The following is an 18,442-nucleotide window of genomic DNA, read 5'->3' on the forward strand; positions in this document are numbered from 1 at the left end:
GAGCGTTCCTGAGCAGGGCTGCAGCGCCTTTAGCCCCGCAGCCTGCCCATGGCGCCGCTCAATCGACCTTGAGCTTGGCCACCTTGGCCAGCTGCTGCCACAGCGCCATGTCGCGCTTGACGACCTGGCTGAACTCGGCGGCCGACTTGTGCGCAGGGATCAGCATGTTCTGCTCGGCAAACTTGGCCTTCATCTCGGGGCTGCCCAGCGCCTGGCCCAGATCGGCATTGAGGCGGTCGATGATCTTGGGGTCCGTCTTGGCGGGCGCGAACACGCCGTACCAGCCGTCGGCGTCGAAGCTGTAGCCCTGCTCGGTCAGGGTCGGCACATCCTGCAATGCAGGGCCGCGCGCCGATCCGGAGGCGCCCAGCGCACGCAGCTTGCCGCTGCGCACATGGGGAATCGGCGAGGCAATGTCCATAAAGCCCACGCCAATCGTATTGGCCAGCAGATCGCCCAGCTCCACGGCGGTGCCCTTGTAGGGCACATGGGGCATGTCCAGCCCGTAATGGGCCTTGATGCCTTCCATCACCAGGTGGCCGGTCGAGCCGCTGCCCCAGGAGCCATAGGCCAGGCGGCCCGGGTGGGCCTTGGCGTACTGCACCATGTCGGCCAGGTTCTTGAAGCCGGTCGCCGGGTTGGCCACCAGCAGCACGCCCGCTGCACCCACCTGCGCCACGGGCGCCAGGTCGCGCATCGCGTCATAGGGCATCTTGGGCTGGATGATGGGGTTGATCGCAATCGACGACGACGGCGAGAACAGCAAGGTATAGCCATCGGCCTGGGCCTTGGCCACATGGTCATTGCCGATGATGCCGTTGGCGCCGGCCTTGTTCTCGACGTAGAGGCTTTCCTTTAGCGAGGTCTGCAGCGGCGGCAGCAGCATGCGCGCAAAGATGTCGCCGCCCGATCCGGCCGGCCCCGGCACAATCATCCGGATCGCCTTGTTGGGCCAGGCGGTGTTGGCCCACGTTGTGCCGGCGCCCGCTGCGGCGAGCAGGCCCAGCAGCATCTGCCGGCGGTTGAAGTCTGCGCATGAATCGGTCATTTTTTGTCTCCTGTTGACTGCGGATAGCCGGCCCTTGCCACAGCTACCCCCTGGTTCTATCGCTGGCCATGTCAGCGCTGCCCGGGCTTGTCGCGCCCGGTGCAGCGGCCAGCGCGCTCGTTACGGCATCTTCAGATCGGCCAGTTTGGCCAGACCCCCCCAGATCTTCATATCGGACTGGATGGAGCGGGCAAACTCGGCCGCCGGTTTGACGGCAGGCAGCGCCATGTTCTGGTCTTCAAACTTTTTGCGGATATCGGCGCTCTGCGCCACCTGCACCAGGGCCTGGTTCAGCCGCTCCACCATCTCGGGGTTCGATGTGCCAGCCGGCAAAAACACGCCATACCAGCCGTCCGCATCAAACTTGAAGCCCTGATCGGTAAACGTGGGCACCTGCGGCGTGGCCGGTGCGCGCTGCGTGCCGGTCACACCCACGGCCAGCAGCTTGCCATTGCGGATATGCGGCACGGGTGACGCGATGTCCATGAAGCCCATCGGAATGTTGTTGCCGATGATGTCGGACAGTTCGGTGGACAGTGCCTTGTAGGGCACATGGTGGATGTCGATGCCGTAATGGGCCTTGAGGCCCTCCAGCGCCAGATGGCCCGACGAGCCATTGCCCCAGGAGCCGCAGGACAGCTTGCCCGGGTTGGCCTTGGCATAGCGCACCAGGTCGGCCAAGGATGCAATGCCAGTCTCCGGATTGGCCACCAGAAAAATGCCCGACAGCCCAATCTGGCCCACCGGCAGCAGATCGCGCTGCGTGTCATAGGGCAGCTTGGGCTGGATAAAGGGGTTGATCACGATGGCCGACGACGGCGCAAACAACACCGTATGCGCATCATTGCTTTTGACAACAAAGTCATTGGCGATGATGCCGTTGGCGCCCACCTTGTTTTCCACATAGAAGGGCTGGCCCAGCGCCGCCTGCAGGCCGGGCGCCAGCAAGCGGGCAAACACATCGCCGCCCGATCCCGGCGAGCTGGTCACCACCAGGCGCACCGGCTTGCTCGGCCACGGCGCGGCCGCCCGCGCCAGGGGAAGGGCGGCAGGCAGAGCGGCAGCCATGGCCGCCATCAGCAGGGTGCGGCGTTCGCTACGCAGCTGGTTCATGGTTGTCTCCTTGTCGTTTGGTGTCATGCGGCGTCCAGCTCGGCCAGCACCGTGATGCCCAGCGCCGTGCCATGTACCGCCAGGTGTGCACCCATCTGGACGACCTGCACCACGGCATCGCGCGCCACGCCCAGGCCATGGGCCTGCTGCAAGGCTGCGCGCAAGGCCTCGGGCTGGTTGGCGGTAAAGCAGGCATGCAGCGCAATCGTGACCAGGCAGCGCTCGCCAGCGCTCAGGCCCTGGCCGCTTTCTGCCGTGCGGGCCAGCGCCTGCAGATGGCCAAAATAGGCGGGGTCCAGCACCTGCAGCCGCGCCCACAGGTCGGGCGGCAGGTCTTCCGCCGTGGTCTCTGCGCCGGGCAGCAGACCATACACCTGGGCCACCTCGTTCAGCGCCGCCGCAGTCGCGCCTGCGCCTTGCAGGCAGACGAGGGTCAGCACATCGAGCAAGTCGTCATCGCTGGCGCCGCAGGCCAGCGCCTTTTGCATGTGCAGCTTCAAGCCGCTGGCAAACAAATGGCTGGCGGAGGCATCGAGCGCCACATAGACCAGTTCCACCATGCGCTCGCTCAGGCCGCCGCTGCGCGCCGGGTAGCCGGCATAGTGCGCATAGGCCTGCAAAAATGCCGGGCGGCGCGCCAGCAGCTGCGCATTCCAGGGCCGCCAGTAGCCACGCTCCTGGCGGTACAAGGCTTCAACGGCGGCGGTGTCCCATTCAGCCATGGTGGCTCTCCTTGGTGCCTGAGATATCCAGGCTCTGCCCGGTCACAAACTGCGCCTGCGCCCCGGCCAGAAAACGGACCAGCGGCAGCAGTTGCGCCACAGCCGCCTCCGTGGCCTGTTCAGGCGACAGCAGCAGCGCATTGATACGCAGGCCCTGGGTGGCCAATTCGCAGGCCAGGGTCGCCACCAGCATGCGCGCGGCAGCCAGCGCCGTCTGGTGCTGCCACGCCGGTACATCGCCGGGAGCGCTAGCCGGCAGCAACAGCAGCAGGCTGGCATCGCGTGCATGGGCGGCTGCAAACTGCTGGCCGGCGCTCAGCACGGCCTCCAGCAGATCGCTGACAGCAGGCGCCAGCGCCTGGGTGCTGACCACCCCTTGGCATGGCGCGCCTGTGGCAGCCGCATGCGCAGGCGCATCCGCCTGCAGCGCTTGCAACCAGGCACCATCACAGGCGGCATTGCTGCCCGCTTGCAGCTGCAGATGCAGTGGCGTCTGCAACGCTGCAGGCACAGCGGTGCTCAACGCGCAGCGGCTGCTGCCGCCATAAATGCCCGATCCGCCATCCACCGAGATGACCTGGCCCGACAGCACATGCGCCTGCGGCTGCGCCAAAAACACCAGCGCTGCGGCCATTTCTTCGGGTTCGGCCAGGCGGCCCAGCGGAATCTTCGCAACGGCATCGGCCAGCGCCAGGCGGCCTGCATCCATCAGCCCTTGCACCAGCTCGGTACGTACAAAACCGGGGCACAAGGTGGTCACCCCCAGCTGCGGGTAGCGCTGCGCCAGGCTGTGCGACCAGGCAATCAGCCCGGCCTTGCTGGGGCTGTAGAGGCCGCGCCAGGGAATGGCCTTCTGCCCCGCGCCGGAGGACACATTGACAATGCGCGCATCCGGCTTCAAGCGCGGAAGGCAGGTGTCGAACAAGGCCTGCGGTGCCTGCAGGTTCAGCCGCAGCAGGCGCTGCCACTGCGCGGGCGCCTGCTCGGCCAACGGCCGGCCGCTGCTGTCCGAGATACCGGCGTTGTTGACCAGCGCATCGAGCGCTGGCAGCGCAGCCAGTTGGCGGCCCAGCTGGGCCAGCGCCTGCGCATCGGTCAGGTCCAGCGCAAAGGCCTGCGCACTGGCGGCGCCCTGCGCCAGGCAGTGCGCAGGCAGCGCGGCAATCGCGGGGCTGATGTCCACCAGCAGGCAGTCCCAGCCCTGCTGCGCAAACTGCAGCGCGGCAGCGCGGCCAATGCCAGAGGCAGCACCGGTGATCAAGACAGCGGGCATGGAGCGGGCGCCTCAGATGTTGGTGAAGGTAATGCCGCCGTCCACCACCAGCGCCTGCGCGGTGGTGAACTGCGCAGCATCGCTGGCGAGAAAGCAGATGGTGCCGGCAATGTCGTCCACCGTGCCCAGGCGCCCCATCGGCGTCTTGGCCACGCGGCCCGCATCGCGCTCGGCATTGCGGTTGCGTTGCGTGCCCTCGGTCGGCACGGCCGAGGGGCAGACCGCATTCACGCGGATGTTGCGCTCACCCAGCTCCGCCGCCGCAGCGCGGGAAATGCCCAGCACACCCGCCTTGATGCCTGAATACACCATCGAGCTGCCGGCAGAGCGCAGCGCCGCGACCGAGGCCACATTGATGATGGCGCCACCGCGCTCGGCATCCATACGGGCCGCAGCGGCCTGGATGCCCCAGAGCACGGCCTTGAAGCCGATGTCCAGCATGCGGTCCACCGTCTCGGGCATGATCTCGCTCACCGATTGGTAGCGCACCCAGGCGGCGTTGTTGACCAGAATGTCCAGCCGCTGGTGGCGGGCATGGGCCTCGTCCACGGCGGCGGTCATCTCTTCGCGCGTGGCCACGTTCTTCACCACACCAAAGGCCTTGCCGCCCTGCGCGGTGATAGCGGCCACGGTTTCTTCCACCAGCGCCTCCTTCAAATCATTCACCGCCACCACCGCACCGCGCGCGGCCAGTTGCAGCGCGGTGGCGCGGCCAATACCGGCACCGGCGCCGGTGATCAGGGCCACGCGGCCTTCCATGTCTCTCGCGATGGCCCTTGTCATGGCGTCACCTCACAACGGTCGATAAAGTCAGCGCCCACGGCGCGCATCAGCGCACCGGCACCCAGGCTGGCGTCCAGCTTTTTGTGCTCGCGCAGGCTGCGGTGCAGCCCCAGCTCCCAGGTAAAGCCCATGCCGCCATGCAGGTGGATGGCTTTTTCCAGCACCCAGGCGCCCTGGCTCAACGCAGCGGCCAACGCGCTGTCCGCCTCGCGCGGGGCATCGCATGCGTCCGCACGCAGCGCACGCCAGGCCTGAGCGCTGGACGCCTCCAGCAGCAGGCGCATGCGCGCCAGGTGGTGGCGCACCGCCTGTTTGGCCGACAGCGGCCGGCCAAACTGCACGCGCGCCTGCAGGTAATCGGCGGTACGCTCCAGCGCGCCGGCGCACAGGCCGTTCACATACTCGGCCCAGAGCAGCTTGGTGTCGGCACAAAAGGCCTGCGACTGCTGCGCATCCAGGCTCAGCAGCGGCGTGGCACCGGCGGTCGACACCCACAGCTGGGGCACTTCCGGGTCCAGCATCTCCTCGGCCTGGCAGCGCAAGTCCGCCTTGTCGTAGAGCGCAAAACCGGCACCGGTCTGCACCAGCGCATAGTCGGCCTGCTGGCCATTGCGCGCCACCCCGCTCCAGCCGCCAGCGGCCTGCGCAGCCATCACCACGCACAGCGATTTCTCACCGCGCAGCAGCTGGCCACCGGCTTCCGTGCCCTGCAGCGCCTTGCAGGCGGCCATCTGCTCGGGCAAGGGGTAGGACAGTTGCATCTGCCCGGCTACCCGCACCACCGGCATCGCAAATGCCAGTGGCAGGCCCAGGCCGCCCTGCTCCTCATCGGCGCAGATTCCAAACAGGCCGGCATCGGCCATGGCGGCAGCCGCCTCGGACGGGCCCTGCCCTTGCAGCGCCGCGATGACCGCCTGCGCCGCCTGCCCAAACTCCTCGGGCTGCAGCTCTTCACTTTGCATCGTCATCCCCTCAGTCCTTGGTCAGCTGTTGAATGCGCTGGGCAATGACATCCAGCTGCACTTCGGTGGTCCCGGCATAGATGCTCTCGGCGCGCGAGAACAGGTAGGCCTGTGTGAAATGGGCCTTGGCGCGTTGCGCCAGTGCGCTGTGGCCAGGGTTGATATCGGCCACCAGCGCCAGCGCCAGCGACGCAAAGGCCTGGTGGCATTCCGACCAGTACAGCTTGGTGAGCGATCCGCGCGCACCAATCGGCTCGCCGGCCTGCAGCTGTTCCACACTGCGCTCGACCAGGCCCTTGAGGCCATCGATCTGGCTGACCACCTGGCCCACCGCCTGGCGCAGGCCCGGCTCTTGCAGGCGGCCACGCAGTGCCGGCTCGGACTGGTAGGCCCGCACCAGCTGGCGCAGCTCGCACTCAAAGCGCCAGGCGCGGTACATGCGGTTGGTGGCACGCTCGATCGACAGCACGCGAATCGCAGCGCTCCAGCCTTCATCGGCAGCGCCCAGGCGGGCCGAATCGGGCACGCGCACCTGGTCAAAAAACACCTCGGCAAACGACTGCTTGTTGTCGATGGAGCGGATCGGCACCACGCGGATGCCGGGCGTGTCCATCGGCACCGCAAACATCAGCAGGCCCCGGTGCTTGTCGGCCACCGTGCCGGTGCGGGTCAACAGCAGGCAGTAATGGGCCTTGGCGGCGCCGCTGGTCCAGATCTTCTGGCCCTGGATCAGCCAGCCATCGCCGTCGGGCGTGGCCTTGGTGCGCAGCCGCGCCAGGTCCGACCCGGCCTCTGGCTCGGAAAAGCCCTGGCACCAGTACTCGCGCATCTCCAGAATCGCGGGCAGAAAGGCCTGTTTTTGCGCCTCGGTACCCACGGCCATGATGATGGGGCCGGCCAGCTCCTTGCCGATCGAGCTGACGCTCTCAGGCATGGCCAGCGCGCCCACTTCCTGGTTCACCGCCAGATGCTCGCGCAGGCTCAGGCCATGGCCGCCATAGGCGGCCGGCCAGGTCATGCCGGCCAGGCCCGCCTGGTACATGCGCGCTTCCCAGTCGCGGCACTCGTCCAGGCTGGGCGTGCGGTAGTCCACGCTGTCGGCGCGCATATGGGTGGGCAAATGGCTGTGCAGCCATTCACGCGCATATTGCCGGTAGGCGCCCGGGCCCGATGCGGCATCGGGGCGGGCGAAATTCTCTTCCTGTTTCATCGCATAGTTCCGATCAAAGTCTCCGTGGCGCTGTGCATCAGGCCTGCGGCGGGGCGGCCACCATCAGCGCATCGACCGCAATCACGCCCTCGCCGGCAGGCTGGACCAGCACCGGGTTCAGGTCGATCTCGGCGATCTCGCCGGCATAGGCCAGCGCCAGCTCCGACAGGCGCGCCACCGTCGCTGCCATGGCCTGCACATCGGCAGCGGGCTGGCCGCGCACCCCTTGCAGCAGCGGGTAGAGCTTGAGCGAGGCAATCATCTGCAGCGCCTCGGCCTGCGTCACCGGTGCCACCTGCACCGCCACGTCCTTCAGCACCTCGGCATAGATACCGCCCATGCCCACCATCACCACCGGGCCAAAGGCCGCGTCCTGCGAGATGCCGGTGATCATCTCCACACCGCCACCCACCATCGGCGCCACCAGCACTCCATCGATCTGCGCCTGCGGCGCGCGCGCTGCCACCCGCGCCAGCAGCTGTGCATGGGCCGTGCGGGCCTGCGCAGCGCTGCGGATGTTGAGCTCGACACCACCGACTTCGGTCTTGTGGGCAATGTCGGGCGAGACAATCTTGAACACCACCGGGAAGCCGATCTGCTCGGCCGCAGCCACCGCCGCATCGGCGGACTGCACCACCTGCTCCTGCGTCACTGGCACACCCGCCCGCGCCAAAAAGGCCTTGGCATGGAACTCGTTGCGGAAGACCTGCGCATCCAGCGCCTCCCAGTTCTGCGCGGCAGCGGGCGCGGCTGGCGGCCGGCCCAGCGTCTGGCCCAGGCGCACCATACCGGCCAGCCCACGGGCTGCCGCATCGATGGTAGGAAAGATCGCAATGCCCGCGTTGGCGATGCGCTCGGTCACCTCGGCAGGGCCCTGGCCAATCAGCACGATCAGGCGGTCGGGGTAGTCGCGCCGGATCTGTGCCAGGGCCTCCTGGTACACACCGCTCAAACGCGGGTTGTGCAAGGACAGCGACAGCAGCAGCACCAGGGTGCTGCGCGATGCGTCTTCCAGCAAGGCGGTCAGCAGCTTGTACAAAATATCGGGCCGGCTGGACATCTGCGCCGTCGCATCGACCGGGTTGCGGGTGCCGGCCACCGGCACGGCTTCCTGGATACGGGCACGCGTCGCGTCGGACAGCTCGGGCAGGTCCAGGCCTGCCTGCACCATCGCATCGGCCATCATCACGCCAAAGCCGCCCGATGCCGCCACCAGGGTCACGCCCCGGTTGCGCGGCAGCAGTGCCTGCGGCACCACTGACAGCGCCGCCGTCAGCTCCACCATGTCTTCGATGGATTGCACCGTCAGCGCACCGGCACGGGTCAGCGCCGCCTCGATCACCGCGTTCGATCCGGTCAGCGCGCCGGTGTGCGAGGCGGCAGCCGCCTGGCCTTGCTCGGTCGCACCAATCTTGAGTACCACCACCGCCTTGCCGGCAGCGCGGGCCGCCTCCAATGCCTGCAGCAGCTGGCTGCCATCGCGGCAGGTTTCCATGCAGCACAGGATGATGCGGGTCTGGCTGTCGCGGGCCAGCGCGGCAATGCCGTCGGCAATGTCCACATCCGCCTCGTTGCCCGTTGCCATGAAGCGGCTGATGCCCAGGCCCCGGCGCACCACCGACTGCATCGTGAAGCTGCCCAGGTTGCCCGACTGCGAGACGATGCCCACATGGCCTGCGGCGGGCAGCTTCTCTTCCAGCGCCACCGAGAACGAGCCAATCACCCGCTCCTCGATGCCCACCGCACCCAGGCAATTGGGGCCCAGCACGCGGATCTGGCGCTCCCGCGCAATCTGGCTCAGCTGGCGCTGCAGTGCGGCGCCCTCTTCACTGGCCTCGATAAAGCCTGACGACAGCACAATCGCTGCCTGCACGCCTTTGTCAGCGCATTCGCTCAGCGCAGCGGGCGCCATGGCGGCCGGCACCGCGATGATGGCCAGCTCTGGCACCTGCGGCACATCGCGCACGCTGGTGTAGGCGGGCAGCGACTGGATGCTGCCGCCCTTGGGGTTGATGGGAAACACCGCGCCGGCAAAGCCATGCTTTTGGAGCAGGTGGACCGGCCGCCCACCAATCTTGGTGGGGTCGTCAGAAGCCCCAATGATAGCAATCGCGCTTGCACTAAAAAACGGATCAAGGCCTGCACCGGGCTGCAGGCGGGTGGTCTGCAGCATGCTCAGCGTCCTTTGAAAACAGGGGCGCGCTTTTCCAGGAAGGCCATGCGCGCTTCCTTGGCGTCGTCGGTCTTGGCCAGCGCCATCGTGAACTCCTGCTCAAAACGGTAGGCATCGCGCTGGGGCATCAGGTCCACCATGTTGGCGGCACGCTTGGCGTAGATCACCGCCAGCGGTGCCTTCGACGCAATCTCGCGCGCCATCTCCATGGCCTTGGGCAGCAGCGCTTCGGGCGCCAGCACCTCTTCAACCACATTGCGCTGCAGCATCTCCTGGGCCGTCAGGCGCTGGCCGGTAAAGAACATGCGGCGCATCGTCGAGCGCCCCAGCAAGGTCTTGAGCATCGATGCCCCGCCTGCCAGGCCCACATTGATCTCGGGCATGCCAAAGGTCGCGTTCGACGAGGCATAGAGAATGTCGCAGGCCGCAGCCAGGCCCATGCCTGCGCCCAGGGCCGTGCCATTCACCGCTGCAATCACCGGCTTGGCGCATTCCTTGATCGCATTGCCGGTTTCGCGGGTGATGCGGTTGTGCTCCAGAAAGTCGCCCGGCACATCAGCGCTGGGGCGGTCCTTCAGATCGGCGCCGGCGCAGAACACCGAGCCGGCGCCGGTCAGCACCGCGCAGCGCACATCGTCACGCTCGGAGATGGCATCAAAAATCGCCACCAGCTCGCGCCGCATCGCCCGGTTGAGGGCATTGACGGGTGGGCGGTTCAAGGTCACCAGGGCCACGCCATCGGCGACTTCCAGCAAAACGGAGGGCTCAGACATGGCGGCCTCCCCGGGTGTGGGCCGCTACAGCAGTAGCCAGGGGGCGGGCGGCGGCGCAGCGCGCAGCCTGCGCAATAGGCGCTATCACTTGCATGTTGTCTCCTTGGATCTTGGCCGCTCATGGCGAGCGCCTGTTTCGAATCTGTGTTTGATTCTAGGAAGGAACCCTGCAAATGATTTCCCCCCGATTGGTTGAATCTGTTCTGCGTTCCCCGGGGTAGTGGCGCCCTGGGGCAACCCTATGATGGACAGCAACCTACGTGCAGCGCGGCTCCATCCCCGGAGCCCCAACCTGAAGCCACCCATGCATATCCAGCCCCTGATCCCGCAACGCCTGGCCCTGGGTGAATGCCCCAACTGGGATGCCGCCACCGGCCAGCTCTGGGCCATGGACTGCCGGCGCGGCCATCTGCTGCGCATTGATCCGGCCAGCGGCCAGACCGAGCAGCACCTGCTGCCAGCGCCCACGGGATCCTTCGCGCTGAATGCCGATGGCAGGATCGTCATCGCGATGAAGGAGGCGCTGGGCCTGTACGACCCTGCCAGCCGCCAGTTGCACACCCTCGCCGAGCTGGACGAGCACCTGCCCCATTTGCGCCTGAACGATGGCTGCGCGCTGCCCGATGGCCGCTTTCTGGTCGGCAGCATGCATCTGCATCTGGAAGCAGGCGAAGCGCCCAAGGGCGGCATCTATGTGTTGGAGCGGGATGGCCAGCTGGCGCGCATAGGCCCCGCCCTCAAAACTGCCAATGGACCGCTGATCCACCCCCACAACGGCCGCCTCTTCATTGCCGACAGCGCCGCGCAAAGCATTTATTCGTTTGATATCAGCAGCGGGCAAGCACAAGACCAGCAGCTGTTCATCAGCACCCAGCCCCAGCAATCGGCCCCCGATGGCTGCTGCTGGGACCGCGATGGCGGCCTGTGGACCGCCCTGGTGCGTACCGGCCAACTCGCCCGCTACGATGCCCAAGGGGCGCTGAGCGAGCTGATCAGCCTGCCGGTGGCCCACCCCAGCGCGCTCTGCTTTGGCGGGCCGGATCTGGCGGAACTGTATGTCACCAGCATCTCGGACAGCGGCCGCCTGCGCGCCAGCGGCCCACTGGACGGCGCCATCCTGCGCATCACCGGCCTGGGCTACCGGGGGCTGGCCAAGCCCCAGGCGCGCATCCTGAGCGATTAAAGCGACCAGTCACTGGGGCAGCGCAAAGCGCTGCGCCTCCCCCGCCACCTGGCTGGCAACAAAATCCAAAAACAGCTTGACCTTGGCCGGGATAATCGCTGAATCCACAATCGTGGCAAACATGCCCTCTTCAAAGGTGGTATTGCTCACCACATAATCCGGCAAAAGCCGCACAAGATGGCCGGCAGCCAAATCGGGATAGACGGTGTAATCATCGAGCAGTGCAATCCCCTCACCCAATTTGGCCAATTCCAGCAACGCAATGCCATTATTGGTCAAATGCCGGGGCGAGAATTGGATATCTTCCATGCCCGCATCATTCTTGAAATGCCAGATATGGTCCCGGCCCGGCAAATAATAGGCCAGGCATTGCGCCTGCAATAAATCAGCCGGCTTCTGGATGGCAGGTATCTTATCGACATAGGCAGGCGATGCCACCAAATAGCGCTGGCTGTGAAACAGCATGCGCCGTTTGACCCCCGCCTCGACCGGCGGCGATATTCTGAAATCAATATCGATATTGTTCTTGACCAGGTCCACCTTGGTCTCGGACAGCAGCAGCTCCACCAGAATTTCCGGGTGGGCCTGGCGGAAGCGGGCGATCAGGCCGGGCAGCACGCGCTGGCCGAACATCGTGCGGGCGTGCACGCGCAGGCGCCCCTGCGGGGCCGAGCTGATGGCGGTGATGCGGGTGTGCGCCTGGTTGATGGTCCAGAGAATGCCTTCCAGCTGGGCCGCATACTCCTGTCCCGATTCGGTCAGCGACACCTGGCGCGTGGAGCGCAGCAGGAGCTTGACCTGCAGCCCGTCTTCAAACTCGGTAATCATTCTCGACACGGCGGTGGCCGAGATGCCAAACAGCCGCGCCGTCTCAGAAAAACTGCGGGTCTGCGACACCGACAGGAACAGCTCCATCGCTCTCAGACGGTCCATGATTCCTCCAGTTTGCGCAGTACTGAATCTCGAATTTCACGCATACAGATCTCCTGACCCCACCCCTAGAATGATTCCATATTGCCCATCATCAAGGAGACATCATGGAATTTGGCGTATTCATTCTGGCGCAGCAGCGCGGCTACCACCAGCGCTCCCAGGACGTTATCAACAACTCCATCGAACAAACCGTGGTGGCAGAACAAGCGGGTTTCAATACCGCCTGGTATGCCGAACACCATTTCAATAATTATTCGCTGTCGCCATCGCCATTAATGACCGTGGCCCATGCAGCTGCGAAAACCAAAACCATTCGTCTGGGCACAGCGGTGTGTATTTTGCCACTCTACCACCCGGCCCGCTTCCTGGCCGAGGTCGGCTTTGTCGACACCGTGTCCAATGGGCGACTCGAACTGGGCGTGGGCTCGGGCTACCAGCAATTTGAATTTGAACGCTTTGGCGTCGAGATCGCCAATTCCGGCGCGATCTTCAACGAGTTTCTCGACATTATTCCCAAGGCCCTCACGCAAAAAATATTCGAATACCAAGGCGAGTTCCTGAATATCCCCCCCAGCTCCATCGCGGTGCGCTGCGTACAAGACCCGATGCCCCCGCTGTGGGTCACCTCGGGCAACCCGGTCACCCTGGGCCGGGGCGTGCGCGAAGGCCACAATCTGTTTGTCACCGCGCTGCTCAACGGCAACGACGCCATTGCCGGCCTGCGCACCAAGCTGGAGAACATCGCGACGGCCGAAGGCAAGGACCTGGACAACGATGTGAAGTTCGGCTTTCTGCGCTGCGGCTATGCCTCGGACAATGCATCGGAAATCAACGCCTACCTGGATTGCGCACGCTTTCAGCGCCGCATCTCGGAGAGCCTCAAATTCCGCCGCGCCCAGTCCGAAGACGGCTACATGGTCAAGGAAGTGCCGACCGACACCGACCCGACCTTCGAGCAGCTGCGCAAGAACCTGCCCGTCGGCTCGGTCAACGAAGTGATCGACAAGCTGCTCGAAGAGATCAGCATCCTCAAGCCCAAGCACATTGCACTGCAGACCCAGCTGGGCGACTTCGACCAGAAGACCATGCTCAAGCAGATCGAGCTGTGGGGCGACAAGATCATTCCCGCCGTGAAAAAAGAAGTGGGCCAAGCTGTAGCGCTGGCTTGAGGAGACAGGGCCATGCGCGTTCACCTCAGCAACTGCGGCTCCATCAGCCTGATGGATGCCCACAATTTTCGGGCACTCGATGTGCTGATCGACCCCCAGCCCGAGCCCCAGCTCGCGCAGGCCCTGACCCGCATCGGCACGCGCGACGGCGACAGCCATGTCTGGCTCTTCCCCCAGGTGCTGCGCTTTTTGGCCGGCCAAGCTGCAGACAGCGCATGGGACACGGGCTTTGCCGCGATGCTGGCCTATGCGCAGCAGCACGGCTGGGTCAACGGCCAGGGCCAGGTGCGTGCGCATATCACGTTGGCTGCGGAAGACCAGGTCGTCTCGGTCGCCGACTTCAAGGCCGCAATGCGCGCGCTGCCCGCCGGCATCAGCGCCGTGACCACCGGCCAGGGCAAGGATGTCGCCGGCATGATCGTCTCCAGCCTCACCTCCATCTCGGCCGAGCCGCCGATGGTCGGCTTTTTTGCACACAGCGCCTCGTCGATGGGCGACACCTTGCTGCAAACCGGCAAGTTTGTGGCCAATGTGCTGGGTGAGGAGCACAGCCAGATCATCGCCAGCTTTCTGAGCCAGCCGCAGGGCGAAGCCCGCTTCAAGGAAGGCCGCTGGCACAGCAGCGAACACCAGTTGCCCGTGCTGAGCGATGCGCTGGCCAGCATGGAATGCGACATCGTCTGCACCCACACCCTGGGCACGCACAAGCTGGTGGTCGGCAAGATCCGCAAGTCGTCGTGCAACAGCGCGAGCCCGGTGGTCAACTTCAACGCCAGCACCCACAAGCTGGTGCCCTTGGCGGCCTGATGCAGACCAGAAAGGCCCACGACATGGACTGGTTGCAATTGGACCAACGCATCTGCATCGTCACCGGCGGCGCCAAAGGCCTCGGCGCCGGCATCGTGCAAGCGCTGCTGGCCTGCGGTTGCCGTGTGGCCGTGCTCGACCACGACAGCGATGCGCTGGCGCAGCTCGCCGCCACCCATCCCGATGCCCAGCGCCTGCTGCCTATCCGCGCCGATGTCTCCTCGCCCGCTGCGGTAGAGGCCGCCTTTCAAACGCTGCAGCAGCACTGGGGCGCCGGCCCCAGCGTGCTGGTCAACAACGCCGCCATCACCAGCGCCGCGCCGCTGGCCGAGCTGGACCCCGCTGTCTGGGAGCGCCAGCTGCAGATCAACCTGGGCGGCTACCTGCGCATGGGCCAGGCCTTCCACCGCCACTCCGACGCCAGCCTGCCGCGCGCGATCATCAACATCGCCTCGATCTCCGCCCAGAACGCCCAGCCGCTGAGCGGCGGCTACAGCATGAGCAAAGCAGGTATCCGCATGCTGACTGCGCAAATGTGCCTGGAATGGGGCCCGGAAGGCATCCGCTGCAACACCGTCAGCCCAGGCCTGTTTGTGACCCCGCTGAGCGAGCGCTTCTACCGCAACCCCGACGACCGCGCCCGCCGCGAGCAGGTGGTGCCGCTGCGCCGCATCGGCCAGATCGACGAACTTGCCCAGGCGGTGGTCTTCCTGGCCAGCCCCCGGGCCAGCTATATCCATGGCGCCGATCTGGTGGTCGATGGCGGCTTCAGCCATTCGCTGATGACGCATATTCCTCGGGCTTATGGGCAAGGGGAGTGGAGCGCTGGGAAGGCGCAGCCTGGCTTGGAGCAAGCCACCAGTCCAGGTGTCAGCAACAGGTGATACCGGTCAGGGCAGCGGGTCGCCCGCACCCACCCGGTCCACAATCAGGCGGTAGTGCTCAGGCCTGCGGTGCTTGGCAAAATTGAAGACATGCTGGCGGAAATGTTCACCCAGCGACAGATCGGCGCTGACGCAAATCACCTCATCCTCTTCCGTCAACGTGCGCGCCACGATCTCACCGGTGGGAGCAACGACCACAGAGCTGCCAATCATGTGGTGGCCATCTTCCGAACCGCATTTAGCGGCCGCCGCCACCCAGATCCCATTTTGGTAGGCATTGGCCTGCAATGAAACCAAATGGGTGGTTGTGCGCAAATGCACCGGCTCATTCCAATGGATATTGAGCGACGGCGTGTTGTAGCCCAGCATGACCACCTCTGCACTTTGCAAAGCCATCACGCGGTAGGTCTCCGGCCAGCGGCGGTCGTTGCACAGGCACATGCCGTACTTCACGGATTCGGACTCGAACACCCTGAATCCCAGGTTGCCCACATCGAAGTACTTTTTCTCCAGATGCTGGAATGGCGCCTCCGGCTTGTGCTCCGCATGGCCTGGCAAATGGATCTTGCGGTACTTGCCGGTGATTTCTCCCTTCCGGTTGACCAGTACCGCTGTGTTGTAGGGTCGCCCGTCTTCTGCCAATTCCGCATAGCCCAGATAGAAGCCCACGCCCCACTCACGGGCGGCATCAAACAGCGGCTGTACCTCCGCGTTGGGCATCTGCGCTTCGAAGAATCTCGCTTGTGCTTCCGCTTCTTCCATCCAGTAACGCGGGAAGAATGTCGTCAGTGCCAATTCAGGAAACACCACCATCTCAGCGCCACGGGCCTTGGCCTCGCGCAGCATGGCCACCAAGCGCCGGACCACGGCGCCTCGGCCATCCGACAAATGCACTGGCCCCATCTGAGCCACAGCCAAACCTAGTTTTCTCGTTGTCATTGCACGCACTCCTTTTGCGTTTTCTCTTGAGGCTCTGTTCGGCGGAGTACTTGCCCTGGGCGCGCACCTGTGGGTTGGTGACCATCCCACACCTGGCGGCCATTGACCCAGACTTGTTCGATGCCCTGGCTGGCCTGCACTGGCGCTTCAAAGGTGGCCTTATCCGTCACACGCTGAGGATCGAACACCACCAGGTCGGCAAACCAGCCGGGGGCCAACCGCCCGCGTTGCGCCAGCCCGTATTGCTCTGCTGCCAGACCCGTCATGCGATGGATGCCTTCCTCCAGCGACAGCAATCCACATTCGCGCACCATGCGCCGCAGCACACGGGTAAAGGTGCCCCACTGGCGTGGATGGGGATGCGGATCAAAAGGCAGGCCATCGGATCCGACCATCGTGAGTGGGAACGCAAAGATGCGGTCCACATCGTCCTGGTCCATCAAGAAATAGATGGCCCCGGCCGGTGACAGCCGCGTCAGCAGCGCTTCATCGTCCAAGTCCCATTCCTTCTGCAGGTCGGCAAAGTCCCGCCCTTTCGCTTCAGGACAAGCGCTGGACCAGGTGATCATCGTGCGGCTTGCCAGGCGAACCCGGTCGAGCCGCAGCATGGTGGACGTGGCGGGATAAGGATGGCAGTCCACACAAACGGGCTGTTTGCTGCTGGCCTCCCGGATCAGCGCCAGCGTCTCCTCCGACCGGCCGTGGTTGCGCTCCCCGGCCAGTTTGTGGTGGGAGAAAACCACCCGGCAGTCCGCCTCGCGTCCCACCGCCAATGCTTCTTGCATCGCGGGGACGATGTCATCCGCCTCATCCCGCAGATGGGTGGCATACACGGCCTGCCGACCTCGCAGCGGCTGGCAGACCTCCAACAGTTCTCGTGTTGAGGCGTGGCGTGCTGGCGGGTAGAAGGTACCGGTCGAGATGCCGAAAGCGCCCTCATCCAGCGCTTCCGTCAGCAGGTCACGCATCTGCGCACATTCGTCATCGGTGGCTTCACGCTGGTGGTCGCCCATCACCTTGACGCGCAAGGTCGTATGGCCCACCAAGGGAACCACGTTCACTGCAGCCGGCTGCGCTTGCAAAGCTTGCAGCCACTCCCCAAAACGCCCAAAGCGAAACAGCTCGGGAGGTCCCAGCAAGTCCAGGGGCTGCGGCAGGCTTTGCTGCACCAGCGGCGCGAGGCTGATGCCACAGTTGCCGGTGACCACGGTCGTAATGCCCTGCGAGACCTTGGGCACCATATCGCGGTGTACCAGCAGGTAGCCATCGTCATGGGTGTGAGAATCGATAAAGCCTGGAGCAATGGCCAGCCCCTGCAGGTCGATAACGGTATCACCGGCTTGGGCCTTTACCGCTCCCACCTGGGCAATCCGCTCCCCATCGACCGCAAGGTCTCCGCTGAACGCCCGTTGGCCAGTCCCGTCGATCACCATCGCATTCTTGAATATCAGCACGTTTGCCTTCTCTTTCAGGGGCTGGTCAGTTCAGCTTCTCGATCTTGCTGGACTGGATGATGTCCGTCCATTTCTTCGTCTCGCGGGCAATCAGTTGCTTGAAATCTTCGGGCGTGCCCCCTACCGGCTGGGCTCCCAGGCTATTCAGGCTTTCCCGCACGTTGGATGTTTTCAACACCTTGTCCAGGTCGGCCGCCAGCGCCTTGGCTTGCTCGGTTGTCATCTTGCGATTGCCCACCACGCCGCCCCAGGAAACAATCTCGTAGCCCTTGACGCCCGCCTCGTCCATCGTCGGAACATCGGGCAGTTGCTCGATACGCTTGCCCAGTTGGGTGACCGCCAACGCACGGACCTTGCCCGACTTGATGAGCGGCACTGCTTCAGAGCTATTGATGAACATATAGTCCAAGCGCCCGCCCATCAGATCCTGCAAGGCAGCCGGCCCACCTTGGTAGGGAACAAAAACCGTGTTCAGCTTTTCCAGGTGGTTGAGCAGCTCACCGCTCATGTGGCCAGTGGTGCCGACGCCCGATGCGCCGTAAGAAAGCTTGCCAGGGTTCTTGCGCGCTTCTGTCAGCAAATCCTTGACGGATTGGGCGCTGGATGCCGCTGGAACGATCAGTACGTTGTAGAGGTTGAAGAGGTGCGACACCGGGACCACGTCCTTGTCCACGTCATAAGGCAAGGTGGAGAACAGCGCGCGATTCACCGCGAGGGTGTTGATATTTCCGTAGCCAACGGTAAGCTCATTCCCCTTGATCACCTGCACCATGCCGATATTGCCTGCTGCTCCAGGCTTGTTTTCGACAATCACGGGACGGTGGGCGTTCTGCGACCATTGGTTGGTGATGATGCGGCTCAGCACGTCCGGAGAGCCGCCGGCAGCGGAGGGCACGACAAAGGTGATGGCTTGGCCAGCGTTACCCTGGGCAGCGCTAGGGCCAGACTGCACAGCCCATAAAACAAGGGGCAACAGGAGGGCAAAACGGTTCAGAAGGCGGCGGTTCATGGCTTGG

Annotated in this window: 17 protein-coding genes; 4 read left to right on the forward strand and 13 right to left on the reverse strand. The window is 64.8% G+C overall.

Going from position 1 to position 18,442, the window contains the following annotated elements; all coding sequences use genetic code 11:
* Nucleotides 1-58 precede the first annotated feature (58 nt).
* The 9 genes from AB7A72_RS00685 to AB7A72_RS00725 all read right to left on the reverse strand — a co-directional run bounded on the left by AB7A72_RS00685 (nt 59) and on the right by AB7A72_RS00725 (nt 10,057).
* On the reverse strand, nt 59-1,048 hold the full coding sequence (locus AB7A72_RS00685) for a Bug family tripartite tricarboxylate transporter substrate binding protein (RefSeq protein ID WP_369458689.1): 990 nt from the start codon (nt 1,046-1,048) through the stop codon (nt 59-61).
* 120 nt (nt 1,049-1,168) lie between these two features.
* The gene (locus tag AB7A72_RS00690; protein ID WP_369458690.1) at nt 1,169-2,161 is read right to left on the reverse strand and encodes a Bug family tripartite tricarboxylate transporter substrate binding protein; all 993 of its coding nucleotides are present in this window, start codon (nt 2,159-2,161) and stop codon (nt 1,169-1,171) included.
* 23 nt (nt 2,162-2,184) lie between these two features.
* Nucleotides 2,185-2,883 (reverse strand): carboxymuconolactone decarboxylase family protein, encoded by a 699-nt coding sequence (locus AB7A72_RS00695; RefSeq protein ID WP_369458691.1) that lies wholly within the window; start codon nt 2,881-2,883, stop codon nt 2,185-2,187.
* Nucleotides 2,876-4,156 carry an SDR family oxidoreductase gene (locus tag AB7A72_RS00700; RefSeq protein WP_369458692.1) on the reverse strand — a complete coding sequence of 427 codons (1,281 nt, stop codon included), beginning with the start codon at nt 4,154-4,156 and terminating at the stop codon, nt 2,876-2,878. The genes AB7A72_RS00695 and AB7A72_RS00700 overlap by 8 nt, the downstream gene beginning before the upstream one ends.
* Nucleotides 4,157-4,168: 12 nt before the next feature.
* Nucleotides 4,169-4,939, reverse strand: a complete 771-nt coding sequence (locus tag AB7A72_RS00705; RefSeq protein ID WP_369458693.1) for an SDR family NAD(P)-dependent oxidoreductase — start codon at nt 4,937-4,939, stop codon at nt 4,169-4,171.
* Entirely contained in the window at nt 4,936-5,907 is a 972-nt protein-coding gene (locus AB7A72_RS00710) for an acyl-CoA dehydrogenase family protein (protein WP_369458694.1), read from the reverse strand. Before AB7A72_RS00710 ends, AB7A72_RS00705 begins: the two co-directional genes overlap by 4 nt.
* 4 nt (nt 5,908-5,911) lie before the next feature.
* Nucleotides 5,912-7,111, reverse strand: coding sequence for an acyl-CoA dehydrogenase family protein (locus tag AB7A72_RS00715; protein WP_369458695.1), 1,200 nt, complete (start codon nt 7,109-7,111; stop codon nt 5,912-5,914).
* A 37-nt stretch (nt 7,112-7,148) separates the two neighbouring features.
* Nucleotides 7,149-9,284, reverse strand: a complete 2,136-nt coding sequence (locus tag AB7A72_RS00720) for an acetate--CoA ligase family protein (RefSeq protein ID WP_369458696.1) — start codon at nt 9,282-9,284, stop codon at nt 7,149-7,151.
* Nucleotides 9,285-9,286: 2 nt separating this feature from the next.
* Nucleotides 9,287-10,057 (reverse strand): enoyl-CoA hydratase/isomerase family protein, encoded by a 771-nt coding sequence (locus AB7A72_RS00725; protein ID WP_239811537.1) that lies wholly within the window; start codon nt 10,055-10,057, stop codon nt 9,287-9,289.
* 304 nt (nt 10,058-10,361) lie between these two features.
* On the opposite strand from AB7A72_RS00725, the gene AB7A72_RS00730 reads away from it, so the two are divergent.
* On the forward strand, nt 10,362-11,240 hold the full coding sequence (locus AB7A72_RS00730) for an SMP-30/gluconolactonase/LRE family protein (RefSeq protein ID WP_369458697.1): 879 nt from the start codon (nt 10,362-10,364) through the stop codon (nt 11,238-11,240).
* A 9-nt stretch (nt 11,241-11,249) separates the two neighbouring features.
* Here AB7A72_RS00730 and AB7A72_RS00735 read toward each other — a convergent pair whose 3' ends face one another.
* On the reverse strand, nt 11,250-12,173 hold the full coding sequence (locus tag AB7A72_RS00735) for a LysR family transcriptional regulator (protein ID WP_239811535.1): 924 nt from the start codon (nt 12,171-12,173) through the stop codon (nt 11,250-11,252).
* 104 nt (nt 12,174-12,277) lie between these two features.
* Between AB7A72_RS00735 and AB7A72_RS00740 the strand changes: the two genes are divergently transcribed.
* Genes AB7A72_RS00740 through AB7A72_RS00750 form a run of 3 tightly spaced genes read left to right on the forward strand, consistent with a single transcriptional unit; the run spans nt 12,278 to nt 15,033 of the window.
* Nucleotides 12,278-13,342, forward strand: coding sequence for an LLM class flavin-dependent oxidoreductase (locus tag AB7A72_RS00740; RefSeq protein ID WP_239811534.1), 1,065 nt, complete (start codon nt 12,278-12,280; stop codon nt 13,340-13,342).
* 12 nt (nt 13,343-13,354) lie between these two features.
* Nucleotides 13,355-14,149 (forward strand): flavin reductase family protein, encoded by a 795-nt coding sequence (locus AB7A72_RS00745; RefSeq protein ID WP_312525043.1) that lies wholly within the window; start codon nt 13,355-13,357, stop codon nt 14,147-14,149.
* Nucleotides 14,149-15,033 (forward strand): SDR family NAD(P)-dependent oxidoreductase, encoded by an 885-nt coding sequence (locus tag AB7A72_RS00750; RefSeq protein WP_369458698.1) that lies wholly within the window; start codon nt 14,149-14,151, stop codon nt 15,031-15,033. The genes AB7A72_RS00745 and AB7A72_RS00750 overlap by 1 nt, the downstream gene beginning before the upstream one ends.
* A 6-nt stretch (nt 15,034-15,039) precedes the next feature.
* Here AB7A72_RS00750 and AB7A72_RS00755 read toward each other — a convergent pair whose 3' ends face one another.
* From AB7A72_RS00755 to AB7A72_RS00765, 3 genes are read right to left on the reverse strand one after another with little or no spacing between them, the layout of a single operon-like run.
* The gene (locus AB7A72_RS00755; RefSeq protein WP_369458699.1) at nt 15,040-15,972 is read right to left on the reverse strand and encodes an N-carbamoyl-D-amino-acid hydrolase; all 933 of its coding nucleotides are present in this window, start codon (nt 15,970-15,972) and stop codon (nt 15,040-15,042) included.
* Nucleotides 15,969-17,405: an N-acyl-D-amino-acid deacylase family protein gene (locus tag AB7A72_RS00760; RefSeq protein ID WP_369459090.1), complete on the reverse strand. Its 1,437-nt coding sequence runs from the start codon at nt 17,403-17,405 to the stop codon at nt 15,969-15,971. Before AB7A72_RS00760 ends, AB7A72_RS00755 begins: the two co-directional genes overlap by 4 nt.
* 46 nt (nt 17,406-17,451) lie before the next feature.
* Nucleotides 17,452-18,435: a Bug family tripartite tricarboxylate transporter substrate binding protein gene (locus AB7A72_RS00765; protein ID WP_369458700.1), complete on the reverse strand. Its 984-nt coding sequence runs from the start codon at nt 18,433-18,435 to the stop codon at nt 17,452-17,454.
* Between the last annotated feature and the right edge of the window lie 7 nt (nt 18,436-18,442).

Origin of the sequence: Comamonas sediminis, assembly GCF_041107495.1 — a bacterium.
Taxonomy (GTDB): Bacteria; Pseudomonadota; Gammaproteobacteria; order Burkholderiales; family Burkholderiaceae_C; genus Comamonas; species Comamonas sediminis.